The following is a 13,238-nucleotide window of genomic DNA, read 5'->3' on the forward strand; positions in this document are numbered from 1 at the left end:
TAAAGGTTTAACCTATAAAGGGCGGTTGAAAGGGCTTAAAAACAAACCTTTATAAATAAATAGTACATGTTAAATTATAACCTATCTTTGCACCCTTAAATTATTTGAAGATATAATACTAATACCATGAGCAGACAAGGCGGAAACGATAAAGGAAAGACTTCAGGTCGCGGCAATAACAATAGTAAAACTAAAAGTTATGCAAGAGGAAATGCGCCAATTAAAAAGCAAGGGACGACTACTAAAAAGGCGGTAGTGTCTTCTAAAAAGGCATCCAATCCAGATGAAATTCGTTTAAACAAATACGTGGCAAATTCAGGTATGTGTTCCCGTCGTGACGCCGATATACATATAGCAACAGGTTTGGTTACTGTAAATGGTAAAGTAGTAACCGAAATGGGTTACAAGGTAAAGCTGGATGACGAAGTGCGATATGATGGTTCGCGAATAAACCCTGAGAAAAAAGCGTATGTGTTATTAAATAAACCTAAAGGTTTTGCGACGACAACCAGTGAGCATAAAGGACGTACAGTTATGGATTTAGTGGCTAACGCTACACCATCACGTGTTAAGCCTATTGGGCGTTTGGGACGAAACTCTACGGGGTTGTTACTCTTTACAAATGATGAAAAAGTAGTAGAACGCTTTACAAATTCTAATAAAGGTGTGGAGCGCCTATTTCATTTAGAATTAGACAAAAACTTAAAGTTAGAAGACTTAAAGAAAATCCGTGAAGGCTTCAAAATAGAAGGGAAGATGGTGCATGTGGAAGAGGTGGATTACGTAGATAATAAGAAAAATGAGGTAGGTATTAAAATTAAAAATACCGGGAATATCATTCTACATACGATTTTCGATTATTTAAAATACGAACTGGTGCGAATAGACTGTGTACAAATTGCACACTTAACTAAAAAAGACATCCCAAGGGGGAATTGGAAATTACTAACAGAGCAGGAGATTAATACCCTGAAGATGCTATAGTTTTTAGTTACTAGAATATAAGTAATCTAATAAAATCTGCATTTAATACAATACAAAAAAACCTCAAGACTTACTTGAGGTTTTTTTGTAGTAAAGAATCTAAATTGGGATCCTAAAATTGGAATGATTTAAATTAATGGGCGGATAGTTTTATCACCAGGCTTGTTGTTACTTAAATTTCATCAGTTTTTAATACTGGAGTAGGTCACTATTATCCGGGAATTGTAGGCCTAAACAAATCGATTATAAAAACACTAAAGCTTTAAATAACCCCTGTTTTGTATTTCTTTATAGGCTTGGTTTAGTTATTCTCCCAGTGATAAGTAAGCCAATTCCAACTCCTATTGAAAGGCCTGTAAAAAAATCTGTGGCTTCAGTTTTTAATGTCAAATGAAAAACAACTCCAACGGCTAAAATTAATAATCCTATAATTCTTATTTTGTTCATATTCTGTTTGCTGGTCCTAATGCCTTAGCGAGCTAAAGGGCTTTGTTTATGAAAACAAAAATAGGATTTTAAAATTTAACAGCAATAAATAGTTGGATTTTTAAAAACCGGGTCTAGAGCGAAAGTAAATCATAAAAAAACCTCAAGGCTTACTTGAGGTTTTTTATGAATTAAAGCATCTTAATTATTCCCCCAAAAAAGGATAGCGATAATCTGTAGGCGTTACAAAAGTTTCTTTTATCATCCTTGGCGATACCCAGCGTTGTAGGTTGATAAGGCTTCCTGCTTTATCATTGGTTCCACTACCACGAGCACCACCAAAAGGTTGTTGCCCTACAACAGCACCAGTTGGCTTGTCGTTAATATAGAAATTACCCGCAGCATTTTGTAAGGCTTGGGTGGCTTCAATAATAGCATAACGGTCTTTAGCGATAATAGCCCCAGTTAATGCATAATCACTAGTCGTATCTACAAGTTTTAAGGTTTCAGAAAAAGCGTCGTCTTCAAAAATATAGATAGTAATTACCGGTCCAAAGAGCTCATCACACATGGTGGTGTATTTTGGATCATCAGTTAGAATTACGGTAGGCTCAATAAAGTATCCTTTGCTTTTGTCGTAACCACCGCCAACAATAATCTCAGCGTTGTTATCGGCTTTCGCTTGGTCAATATACTTGGCTAACTTGTCAAAAGAACCTTCGTGAATGACCGCAGTAATAAAATTACTCATGTCTTCAGGAGAGCCCATTTTAAAAGATTTTACGTCTTTTACCAATTGCTCTTTGACGTCCTTCCGGATGCTTTTAGAAATATAGGCCCGAGACGCTGCACTACATTTTTGGCCTTGGAACTCAAAAGCACCACGAGCAATAGCTGTGGCTACCTGTATTGGATTCGCTGTTTTATGTGCGACAATAAAGTCTTTCCCACCGGTTTCACCTACAATTTTCGGGTAGGTTTTATAGTGGTCAATATTGTTTCCAATTTGCTTCCATAAGGCTTTAAAAACATGGGTAGAACCCGTAAAGTGTAAGCCGGAAAAATCCGGACTTGCTAGGACCACATCAGTAATCATTTTTGGATCGCCAAAAACAACATTAATGACCCCAGGAGGGACGCCCGCTTCTTCAAATACATCCATAATGACTTTAGCCGAATAGATTTGAGAATCACTTGGTTTCCAAACCACAACGTTCCCCATTAGTGCCATGCAAGACGGTAGGTTTCCAGCAATAGCGGTGAAGTTAAAAGGAGACACGGCATAAACAAAACCTTCTAGAGGTCTGTATTCTAAGCGATTCCATGCGTCACTGGTGCTTTCACGGTTGGTCATGATACATCTCTGTCATGAACTGTACGTTGAAACGTAAAAAGTCTATTAATTCACAAGCGGCATCAATTTCAGCTTGATAAATGGTCTTAGATTGCGCCATCATAGTAGCCGCATTAATTCTAGCTCTATAGGGTCCCGCAATTAATTCTGCAGCTTTTAAAAAGATTCCAGCTCTGTGTTCCCATGGCATTTGAGACCATGTTTTACGTGCTTCTAAAGCTGTAGAAATAGCAGTTTCTACATGAGACTTTTCAGCCAAATGGTATTGCCCAATCACGTGCTTATGATCATGCGGAGGGGACATTGGCTTAGTGTTACCGGTTGTTACGTCCTTACCATTAATGTACATGGGCACGTCTAACGTGCTATTATACATGTCTTTGTAAGCCTTAGCAATCGCTTCGCGGTGTTCGCTCCCTGGAGCATAAGCTCTTACCGGTTCGTTAACGGCGATTGGCACATTGAAAAATCCTTTTCCCATCTTCTTTTGAGTTTTTTATTTGTAAATTTTGATGTTCATCTTCACTTAAGAACGGATGAATTGTAAAGAAGCAAAGTTACATAAAATTTAACGAATTTCTGAAGGAAGCAGCTGGGAAACAATGGTTGTAATTTACTATTTTTTTGTAAGTTGTCCTTCTATTTTTGGACTATCATACCTATGTGTACAGTAACTATTTTTTATAAAGGGAATAACGACTTTGTTCTCACGTCAAACAGAGACGAAGCGCCAAATCGCAAGGCTCAAGCTCCGGAAGTTTACAACATAAACGATACGCAAGTATTGTTGCCTAAAGACGAGCAGTCAGGAGGGAGTTGGATTGGTGTTAGTAATAAAAACAGAGTTGTTTGTTTGTTGAATGGCGGTTTTGATAGTCATGAAAGGCAGGTCGAATACAGAATGAGTCGTGGGATAGTGGTTAAGGAGCTGTTGGCTGCGAAAGCCATTGAGGCAGCTGTTGAAACCTATGATTTCACAAACATTGAGCCTTTTACTATAGTGATCGCCGATTGGAATACCCATTTAAAGTTTTATCAATTGGTTTGGGATGGTTTAAAAACACATTTTGAAAAATTACCATTAGAAACAAAAATATGGTCCTCTTCGACACTTTATGATGAAAAACAAAGGCAAGCTCGTCGTGACTGGTTTAACGTCTTTACTTCTGAACACCAGTTGTCTTCAAAAACAGTACTAGCGTTTCATCAAACCGCAGGAAACGGCAATGCCGATTACGGTGTTATTATGAATAGGGGATTTGTAAAAACAACAAGTATCACACAAATTGAAAAAACAACTGATGTTATACAAATGCGTTTCAATAATTTAAATACTTCAGAAACTTCAGTCCAAGTGTTCAACCTTTCAGAAAAGAGTAATGACTAATACGGCTTTTATTTTAACATTAGCATATCCGGAAACTATAGTTTCTCATGCCACAGAATGGTACTCGCCGTATCTAAAATATGTAGGGATTGGCAATAAAACGAAGGTACGTGCGGGTCATGCGGCTCTTGTTTTAGTAAATAAAAAAACCGGTGTTTTAGAATACCATGATTTTGGACGGTATGTTACGACGGAACCTCATGGAAGAGTACGAGGACGGCATACAGATAATGAATTGCATTTCCCTTTAGTGGCGCAGATTGAAAACAATAAAATTAGTAATCTTAATACGATATTGAGTTTCTTAGCCACACACCCAAAATTAACCCATGGTGAAGGCCGATTAGTTGCTTCCGTTTGTGATAAAATTGAATACGAAAAGGCGAGAGCCTACATTACGATGGTGCAAAATCGCGGTTTCATGTATTATGCTGCTTTTAAAAAAGAAGCGAGCAATTGTGCGCGTTTTGTTACCGATGGGTTGATAGCCTCTGTTACCGATGTAAAAATGCGAATAAATTTAAAAAAATCGAAATGGTTTACACCAAGTACCGTTAGTAACGTGTTGTTAGCAAACACAGGGGCATATTCTTATGAAGTGACGGCCGAAGGGGTAGTTTCAGAATATAAAGGTACGCCACTCAGTGAGAATTTTATCTGTTTTTTAGATAGACTTAAGGGATATCAACCGAATGATGTGGGAACCTTACAACCCGGAAATGTGGAGGGGCTTCATGAAAATGCCCAGTGGTTATCCGGAATAGGAGCTGGTGCCTGGTATGAATTGCATAAAACAGAAAAACCAAAAGAATTTATAGGCAGGCGCATCTCACCTTACGGTCACATCGATTGCGATGCCCTTTTTATAAGTCAGGAAAATGATTTTAATTATGAGCAAGGGTATGACATCATGCATGACTCAAATTGTCAATTTTTTCATGTACGTCAAAATAATAAGAGGTATCTTTTTAAGAGGGAACTAAGTTAATTGATAGCAAAAGGAGCACTCAACTTAAATGTGGGTATCGCGACATTGAACTTTTTAGTGGTTGTAAAGTTTACCATGCTATAAAAACCTTGCATGGCTCCAAATGGGGACGTTAATAGGCATCCGGAACTATACCGGTGAGATTCTCCAGGTTTTAAAACAGGCTTCTTGCCTATAACGCCTTCACCACTTACGGTTTCGGTATTATTTAAAGCATCAAGAATCGTCCAATGTCTTGCATTGAGTTGCACAGAGTCTTTACTCCGGTTTTCAATAGTGACCCGGTATCCAAAAGCATAATGTATTTTATAATTTTTATAAAATGTGCCTTCAAAATTGGTTTCTACAGAAATCTTAATGCCTCTTGTTACTTGTTGAACCATTTGTTTTATTGAATTCTAACGCTAAAATACTAAATTAAATAATCTTTTAATGTTATTTAATCGTCTATTGTGTTTGTAATTAGGTCTTTAGTCGTTTTTAATTGGTGATGTTTACAGAATTGGCTTCCCCAAAACCAATAATTCTATCGTAGCGGGCGCCAAGGTCTCTGTAGTACACTAAAACCTTATAATTGTTTTCAGTTTGATAAAAATTGCCGCTAATGACATTTTCGTCAACATTGCCATTCTTGTCTTTCACTACATATTTATAGTTGTAAAAGCCTTGTTTTAAAAGCAATGGCAATTCATACCGTTGTGCTTCTTTGTTGTAAGCCATTTGGGTGCTTTCATCAACAGTATAGTTATTAAAATTCCCATAAACATGAACCGTTTGTCCGTCTTTAAGAACATCAAGTTGTAAGCTAAAATGTACCTGGGCGTAATCGGCATAAATTTCCGGCGCATCGGTATCTAATGCCGTGATTAAAAAATTTCCGTTGATATCTGGATTGTAGGTGTAAGGCTGATTGGCACGAGGGACATCTAAATATAAATAGCTGTTATAAAGGTCTTGTAATCTAATAAATTGAACACCTGTATTTGCTGCTCTTAAATCCTTATTTTCAAAATAAAGATATTCATTTCCGCCAAAAAAATTGGACTCTTTAATATAGCGGTATTGTAATTCATTACCTAAAATATACTGTGGTTTTAAATCTGTGATTGCTGTATTTAAATTATTGTTTTGAACAACAACGGTTTTAATGGTTTGCTTAGGATTGTTGAATTGGAGATTGTTTGAATTAATAACAATATCAACCGATTGCAAATCTTTAATTTCCTCCACGTCTCCGGAGCGTTTAATTGCGACACCCACATTAGCAAGGCTTTCATAGATCATGAACTTTCCGGTAAATTCTATTTCATCATACTCATTGTAAATCGTTATGAGATAGTTACCAGATTTCGTGAGTGCTTGTGTTTGTTCGTTGGGGATGGTTAGTGTAAAATGGGAATAAATTTGATAAGTATTGAATGAATTATCCCAGCGTCTAATACGCTGCTCGTTAAAACCGTTTAAATACTCTGCTTGCATAAGTACAGATGGGGTCCAGTCAAAATTGTAATGTGTTATTTCGTAATAATAATCATCTTCGTTTCCATTTAAGACATCAAATTCTAAAATAAGGTATTCTCCTAATTTTAAAATAGGCAACTGGCTTTCGGGGGTATTCCCTTTAAAGGTAATGGTTTTAATTTCACCCTTGGGATTTATTTCTTCTACTTGAGAAAATATAAAACAAGGACATAAAATAAATAATAAAAAATGTTTAACGCTCATTTGCATCTACAGGTGATTTTGTCGTGTAAAGATAAACAAAATCTATGCCTATCTATCTGCTTCAAAATATCTTACCAAAAATCTATTGAAATTATGTGAAATCTTTATTATTAATTCGTATTTTTGCACCGATTTTTTACCCTCATAAAATCAGTTCACTAAACTATTAACAAATAGATTTATACACATGTCAAACGACATTAAGATTAAAAAAGGTCTAGATATAAAGTTAAAAGGTGCAGCAGAATTAGCGACTGAAAACGCGATTATCAGCAACTTTTATACGGTTAGACCGGAAGACTTTCACAGTGTAATTCCTAAATTATCGGTAAAAGTTGGAGAAAAAGTAAAAGCCGGACAGGCTCTATTTTTTGATAAATCCAACGAAAACGTAAAGTTTGCTTCCCCAGTTTCCGGAGAGGTTATTGAGATTTCACGTGGTGAAAAACGAAAAATTCTTGCAGTAAAGGTTCAAGCAGATAAAACGCAGGAGTATCATGATTTTGGTGCTTTATCAGTGGCGTCTGCAAAAGCAGAAGACATTAAGGCCAAGTTATTAGCTTCTGGATGTTGGGCTTTTCTTAAGCAACGTCCTTATGACGTTATTGCTAACCCTGAGTCTTCTCCTAAAGCTATTTTTATTTCTGCTTACGCCAGTGCGCCTTTAGCAGCAGATTTAGATTATGTTTTGCAAGGAAAGGAAGCCGAATTACAAGCAGCAATTACAGCCTTGTCTAAATTAACATTAGGTCAAGTTCATGTAAGTGTGGCTAAAAATGGCAATTCGCCTTTGGCAGGTTTAACAAACGCGACCATTCATAAAGTAACGGGTCCACATCCTTCGGGAATGTTGGCACGCAAATTAATAAAATAGATCCTGTTAATAAGGGCGAAACTGTTTGGACTGTTGCCGCACAAGATTTAGTGATTATTGGTGAGTTACTCTTAACGGGGAAGTTCAATGCCCAGCGCACGGTAGCATTAGTCGGCTCTTCAGTGAAAAAGCCACGTTATTTTAAAACAGTTATCGGTAGCGAGATCGCCACGATGGTTTATGATAACGGTGTTGACAAAGATGGTAATGATCGTATCATTTCGGAAATGTGTTGTCCGGAAAGCAAGTAAAACCTGACGGGCATTTAGATTATTACAGTAATGTAATTTCAGTTATTCCTGAGGGTGATGATTATGAGTTCTTTGGATGGAATAAACCAATTTTTAATAAAGTGTCAACCTCTAGAGCTTTTACGTTTTCTTGGTTAACCCCAAATAAAAAATTCGATTTAAATACCAACACAAACGGGGAGCACAGAGCCTTTGTGGTTACTGGTGTTTATGAAGAGGTTTTTCCGCTAGATATTTACCCGATGCAAATTTTAAAAGCTTGTATGTATCAAGATTTAGATGAAATGGAAGCTTTAGGGATGTACGAAGTGGCACCAGTAAGATTTTGCTTTGACAGAATTTGTATGTGTGTCTAAGCAACCACATCAAGAAATTATTAGAAAAGGTTTAGACTTAATGCTTAAAGAGATAGGATAATGGGTTTGAAAAATAATTTACATAAATTAAAAGAGAAGTATAAAGGCACTAAAATGGCGCCAGCGTTTAACGCGATTCATACTTTTTTATATTTGCCAAACGATACCACACATGGTGGAACGCATATTAAGGCAGCCGATGATTTAAAGCGTACCATGAATATTGTGATTATGGCCTTGGTACCCTGTTTGATTTTTGGAATTTTTAATGCGGGTTACCAACACTATGCAGCTATTGATGCTGCTGCTGGAACCATTCGTGAAGCGTCTTTATTTAGAAACTTCTTAACATGGGATAACTTTGTTATTGGTGCATGGACCGTGTTACCATTGGTCATTGTATCGTACGGTGTTGGACTTATTGTTGAATTTATTTTCGCAGTAATTAAGGGGCATGAAGTGGAAGAGGGTTACCTCGTAACAGGAATGTTAGTACCATTAATTGTACCTGTGGATATCCCACTATGGATGTTAGCGGTAGCTGTAATTTTTGGCGTGGTAATAGGTAAAGAAGTGTTTGGTGGAACAGGAATGAATATTCTAAATCCTGCCTTAACCATACGTGCCTTTCTATTCTTCGCGTATCCTACATGGATGTCCGGAGATAAGGTTTGGGTGCACCAAGCAACAGAACTTGCGGGAACACCAGATGCTATATCTCGGCGAAACACTGTTGGGTGCTTATGCACAAAACAATTCGCTAGCAGGTATTGATTACATGGATATGTTTTTTGGATATATTCCTGGGTCCGTGGGTGAGACTTCAAAATTATTAATCATAGTGGGCGCTGCCTTACTTATCTTTTCGAAAGTTGGAAGCTGGAGAATTATCTTTTCAACCCTTATTGGCGCATTAACCATGGGGTTAATCTTTAATGGAGTTGTAGATGCTGGTTGGATTGGTGAATCAAGTAAGTTTTATGGATTAATGAATGTGCCGTTTTGGCAACATTTAATTATAGGAAGTATCTTATTTGGAGCCGTGTATATGGCGACAGATCCTGTAACGGCCTCACAAACCAATAAAGGGAAGTGGATTTACGGTTTCTTAATCGGATTTATTTCAATTATGATTCGTGTATTTAATCCAGCGTATCCTGAAGGTGTATTCTTAGCGATTTTATTAATGAACGTATTTGCTCCAACCATTGACCACTATGTGATTCAAGGGAATGTTAAGCGTAGAATGAAGCGTTTAAAAGTTAAAACAGCATAATTATGGAAAATAGAACAGATAAAAATTCATATACTATAATCTTTGCCATAGTTATGGTTTTAGTAGTAGGTTCTCTATTAGCGTTTACAGCGTCTTCTTTAAAGCCAAATATTACTGAAAATAAAAGAATGGAAAAGCAGCAGAATATCCTTTACGCCATGGGTGTAAATGAAAATGGAGATTCTGATATTGTTTTTGTGGGAACCGATAACGTACAAGATGAATTTTCTTCTAAAGTCACTGAACAACTGGTTTTAGAAGTGAAGGATGGCAAGATTTTGAAAGAAATGACGCGTAAGCAATTTATGGATGCCAATAACGGGAAGGAGCCTTATTTAATTGATATTAAAAAGGAACAAACCAAAGCTAAAAATGGTGAATCAAGATTTCTACCATTATTTGTTGGTACGAGTAAAGAAGGAAAAAAAGTATATGTAGCACCCATTCGTGGTAAAGGACTTTGGGATGCGATTTGGGGTTATGTAGCTGTAGATGCGGATATGGTTGTCCAAGGTACGTTCTTTGATCACGCTGGTGAAACACCAGGTTTAGGAGCAAACATTAAGCAACGTTATTTTATGGATGATTTCTACGGAGAGCGTTTATTAACTGAAGCCGGTGTATTCAAAGGTATTACAGTTGCTAAAGGTAATAATGATCCTAAAAACGATATTAAGGATGATTATGAAGTGGATGCTTTAGCAGGGGCAACAATTACTGGTGACGGCGTATCTGCAATGATTAAGAAAGACTTAAAGTTGTATTTACCATTCTTTCAAAACTTAAAAACACAAATGAACTAACTATGGGACTACTTTCAAAAAAGGACACAAAGTTAATCACAGATCCGTTAGCAGATAACAACCCTATTACTATTCAAGTACTGGGTATCTGTTCGGCTTTAGCAATTACTGCAGAATTAAAAGCCTCTTTGGTAATGGGAATTGCAGTACTATTTGTATTAGGTGTAGGTAATGTGGTCATCTCATTGATGCGAAACATTATCCCGTCGAAAATTAGAATCATAGTACAATTAATCGTGGTAGCTGCTTTAGTAATTATCGTCGATCAGGTATTAAAGGCTTTTGCTTACGAATTAAGTAAAACACTTTCAGTATTTGTAGGATTGATTATTACCAACTGTATTATTATGGGGCGATTTGAAGCCTTTGCGTTAGGTAATGGGCCGTGGAAATCATTCCTTGATGGTATTGGAAATGCTTTAGGGTATGCTGTGATTCTGTTAATAGTAGGTTTCTTTAGAGAACTCCTTGGATCTGGAACTTTATTTGGAATTCCAGTTTTAGGCGATCCTATCGAAAAGAGTGGTGTGTATTCCATAGGATATGAAAACAACGGGTTTATGTTAATGCCGCCCATGGCATTAATTATTGTAGGACTTATTATCCGGGTGCAACGTAGTAGAAACAAAGCATTAATCGAGGATTAGAAACCTCTTCAGTTTTTCTTTTAAAGAATTAAAAACAAAAGACAATGATAGAACACATCGAATTATTTTTCAAGTCAATTTTTATTGATAATATGGTGTTTGCGGTTTTTTTAGGTATGTGTTCATACTTAGCCGTATCTAAAAAAGTAGCAACGGCAGTAGGGCTTGGGGCAGCAGTCATCTTTGTACTAGCTATTACCGTACCTTTAAACTGGTTGTTGGACCAATATTTATTACAGCCAGGAGCACTAACGTGGTTAGGTGCTGAGTATGCAGATTATGACTTAAGTTTCTTGTCGTTTATCATGTTTATTGCCACGATAGCAACTATGGTACAATTGGTAGAAATTGTGGTAGAAAAATTTTCACCATCACTATACAACTCTCTTGGTATTTTCTTACCGCTTATTGCTGTAAACTGCGCTATTTTAGGAGGGTCATTATTTATGCAATCTCGTGAAATAGAAACCTTAGGTTTAGCTCTTAATTATGGAGTGTCTTCAGGAATAGGTTGGTTTTTGGCCATTTTAGCCATTGCAGCTATTCGTGAAAAGATTAGATATTCTAATGTGCCAGCACCGTTAAGAGGTCTTGGAATCACATTTATTATTACTGGATTAATGGGTATTGGTTTCTTAAGCTTTGGAGGTATGCTAACGGGTGGTGATGAAGAAGGAGAGCCAACAACAGAGCCAACGGCGAAGGTTGAACAAGTAAAAATCAAAGAGGCTAAGGAATTAGCAGATAACACTAAAACGATAGAGTAGGATGATTTTAGCAGCAGGAACATTAGGAACTGTAATAGTAACAGTCGTTTCATTTTTATTAATTGCTTTAATATTAGTGAGTTTATTATTATTTGTAAAACAAAAATTATCACCATCAGGACCTGTAAAGATTTTGATTAATGGTGAAAGAGAAATAGAAGTATCTTCAGGTGGTACCTTGTTATCTACCTTAGGAAGTAATAAAATATTCTTACCCTCAGCATGTGGTGGAGGTGGAACGTGTATTCAATGCGAGTGTCACGTGTTATCCGGAGGAGGAGAAGCTTTACCTACAGAAACTCCTCATTTTTCAAGAAAAGAATTAGCACATGGTGCCCGTTTATCTTGCCAAGTAAAAGTAAAACAGGATATGGAAATCACGATTCCTGAAGAAGTTTTTGGTATTAAAAAATGGGATGCAACCGTGGTACGTAACTATAATGTAGCCTCTTTTATTAAGGAATTTGTAGTAGAAATTCCTGAAGATATGGGCTATAAAGCTGGTGGATACATCCAAATTGAAATTCCGAATGTACAGTGAATTTTAAAGATATGGACATTACTGCACATCCGAGAAGAGCATGAGTCTCCGAGATAAATTTAAAGCGGAATGGGACAAGTTCAAATTATGGCCTTTAGTGATGAAAAACACAGAGACCGTAGAAAGAGCGTACTCAATGGCTTCTTACCCTGCTGAAGGACGTGAGATTATGTTAAACGTTCGTATTGCAACACCCCCTTTCGATCGCGCAAAAGGCGGGTGGATGGATGTGAATCCAGGTGTGGCATCCTCGTATATTTTTAATCAGAAACCAGGAGACAAAGTTGTGATCTCCGGACCTTATGGAGAGTTTTTTATCAATGAATCGGATTCAGAAATGCTTTACGTTGGTGGAGGTGCAGGTATGGCGCCAATGCGTTCGCACTTGTATCACTTATTCAAAACTTTAAAAACAGGAAGAAAAGTAACGTATTGGTATGGTGGACGTTCTAAGCGTGAGTTATTCTACTTAGATCACTTCTATCAATTAGAGAAAGACTTCCCTAACTTTAAGTTTTACTTGGCGTTATCTGAACCTTTACCGGAAGATAACTGGAAAGTAAAAGAAAATATCGATGCTCCGGGAGATGGTTTTGTAGGATTTGTTCACAATTGTGTTATCGATAACTATTTAAATCACCATGAATCTCCGGAAGATATAGAATTATACTTCTGTGGGCCACCACTAATGAACCAAGCGGTTCAAAAAATGGGAGAAGACTTCGGGATTCCGAGATGAACATATTAGATTTGATGACTTTGGAGGATAGAAGGTATATCTTATAATTAATTCATAGTCTAAATAGCAATCCCTTATGGGAGTTAAAAATAAAAAAACCGAACTTTAAAGTTCGGTTTT

9 protein-coding genes and 4 pseudogenes are annotated in these 13,238 nt (G+C 36.9%); 9 read left to right on the forward strand and 4 right to left on the reverse strand.

Translation table 11 applies throughout. The features are described from left to right. Positions 1-126 precede the first annotated feature (126 nt). Positions 127-984: a pseudouridine synthase gene (locus N7U66_RS15880; protein ID WP_267676087.1), complete on the forward strand. Its 858-nt coding sequence runs from the start codon at positions 127-129 to the stop codon at positions 982-984. Positions 985-1,272: 288 nt separating this feature from the next. Here the strand turns inward: N7U66_RS15880 and N7U66_RS15885 are convergent, their stop codons facing one another. Together N7U66_RS15885 and pruA are read right to left on the reverse strand one after the other, a co-directional pair. Further along, on the reverse strand, positions 1,273-1,431 hold the full coding sequence (locus tag N7U66_RS15885; RefSeq protein ID WP_267676088.1) for a hypothetical protein: 159 nt from the start codon (positions 1,429-1,431) through the stop codon (positions 1,273-1,275). Positions 1,432-1,615: 184 nt separating this feature from the next. Then, positions 1,616-3,245, reverse strand: a pseudogene (gene pruA, locus N7U66_RS15890) (L-glutamate gamma-semialdehyde dehydrogenase). Between the two features lie 180 nt (positions 3,246-3,425). Here pruA and N7U66_RS15895 point away from each other — a divergent pair. Together N7U66_RS15895 and N7U66_RS15900 are read left to right on the forward strand one after the other, a co-directional pair. Further along, entirely contained in the window at positions 3,426-4,151 is a 726-nt protein-coding gene (locus tag N7U66_RS15895; protein WP_267676089.1) for an NRDE family protein, read from the forward strand. Further along, positions 4,144-5,139 (forward strand): DUF6695 family protein, encoded by a 996-nt coding sequence (locus N7U66_RS15900; RefSeq protein WP_267676090.1) that lies wholly within the window; start codon positions 4,144-4,146, stop codon positions 5,137-5,139. The genes N7U66_RS15895 and N7U66_RS15900 overlap by 8 nt, the downstream gene beginning before the upstream one ends. Here N7U66_RS15900 and apaG read toward each other — a convergent pair. Both apaG and N7U66_RS15910 read right to left on the reverse strand, forming a co-directional pair. Continuing rightward, on the reverse strand, positions 5,136-5,522 hold the full coding sequence (gene apaG, locus N7U66_RS15905; protein WP_267676091.1) for a Co2+/Mg2+ efflux protein ApaG: 387 nt from the start codon (positions 5,520-5,522) through the stop codon (positions 5,136-5,138). The genes N7U66_RS15900 and apaG overlap by 4 nt on opposite strands. A gap of 97 nt (positions 5,523-5,619) precedes the next feature. Then, positions 5,620-6,870: a type IX secretion system plug protein gene (locus N7U66_RS15910; protein WP_267676092.1), complete on the reverse strand. Its 1,251-nt coding sequence runs from the start codon at positions 6,868-6,870 to the stop codon at positions 5,620-5,622. Positions 6,871-7,051: 181 nt separating this feature from the next. Between N7U66_RS15910 and N7U66_RS15915 the strand changes: the two are divergent. The 6 genes and pseudogenes from N7U66_RS15915 (at position 7,052) to nqrF (ending at position 13,149) form a co-directional block, all read left to right on the forward strand. Next, positions 7,052-8,406: pseudogene (locus N7U66_RS15915) on the forward strand (Na(+)-translocating NADH-quinone reductase subunit A). Beyond that, a pseudogene (locus N7U66_RS15920) lies at positions 8,406-9,621 on the forward strand (NADH:ubiquinone reductase (Na(+)-transporting) subunit B). Before N7U66_RS15915 ends, N7U66_RS15920 begins: the two co-directional pseudogenes overlap by 1 nt. Positions 9,622-9,623: 2 nt before the next feature. Continuing rightward, a complete protein-coding gene (locus tag N7U66_RS15925) occupies positions 9,624-10,424 on the forward strand; it encodes a Na(+)-translocating NADH-quinone reductase subunit C (protein WP_267676093.1) in 801 nt (266 codons plus the stop codon). A 2-nt stretch (positions 10,425-10,426) separates the two neighbouring features. Continuing rightward, positions 10,427-11,071: an NADH:ubiquinone reductase (Na(+)-transporting) subunit D gene (locus tag N7U66_RS15930; protein ID WP_267676094.1), complete on the forward strand. Its 645-nt coding sequence runs from the start codon at positions 10,427-10,429 to the stop codon at positions 11,069-11,071. A 44-nt stretch (positions 11,072-11,115) separates the two neighbouring features. Continuing rightward, a complete protein-coding gene (nqrE, locus tag N7U66_RS15935; protein WP_267676095.1) occupies positions 11,116-11,838 on the forward strand; it encodes an NADH:ubiquinone reductase (Na(+)-transporting) subunit E in 723 nt (240 codons plus the stop codon). A 1-nt stretch (position 11,839) separates the two neighbouring features. Then, positions 11,840-13,149, forward strand: a pseudogene (gene nqrF / locus N7U66_RS15940) (NADH:ubiquinone reductase (Na(+)-transporting) subunit F). Positions 13,150-13,238: the final 89 nt, after the last annotated feature.

Origin of the sequence: Lacinutrix neustonica (assembly GCF_026625145.1) — a bacterium.
Lineage (GTDB): Bacteria > Bacteroidota > Bacteroidia > Flavobacteriales > Flavobacteriaceae > Lacinutrix > Lacinutrix neustonica.

Excerpts from the sequence above, each read along its gene's own strand:
- N7U66_RS15880 (WP_267676087.1), top strand. The coding sequence starts at position 127 with ATGAGCAGACAAGGCGGAAACGATAAAGGAAAGACTTCAGGTCGCGGC.
- N7U66_RS15885 (WP_267676088.1), bottom strand. The coding sequence starts at position 1,431 with ATGAACAAAATAAGAATTATAGGATTATTAATTTTAGCCGTTGGAGTT.
- N7U66_RS15895 (WP_267676089.1), top strand. The coding sequence starts at position 3,426 with ATGTGTACAGTAACTATTTTTTATAAAGGGAATAACGACTTTGTTCTC.
- N7U66_RS15900 (WP_267676090.1), top strand. The coding sequence starts at position 4,144 with ATGACTAATACGGCTTTTATTTTAACATTAGCATATCCGGAAACTATA.
- apaG (WP_267676091.1), bottom strand. The coding sequence starts at position 5,522 with ATGGTTCAACAAGTAACAAGAGGCATTAAGATTTCTGTAGAAACCAAT.
- N7U66_RS15910 (WP_267676092.1), bottom strand. The coding sequence starts at position 6,870 with ATGCAAATGAGCGTTAAACATTTTTTATTATTTATTTTATGTCCTTGT.
- N7U66_RS15925 (WP_267676093.1), top strand. The coding sequence starts at position 9,624 with ATGGAAAATAGAACAGATAAAAATTCATATACTATAATCTTTGCCATA.
- N7U66_RS15930 (WP_267676094.1), top strand. The coding sequence starts at position 10,427 with ATGGGACTACTTTCAAAAAAGGACACAAAGTTAATCACAGATCCGTTA.
- nqrE (WP_267676095.1), top strand. The coding sequence starts at position 11,116 with ATGATAGAACACATCGAATTATTTTTCAAGTCAATTTTTATTGATAAT.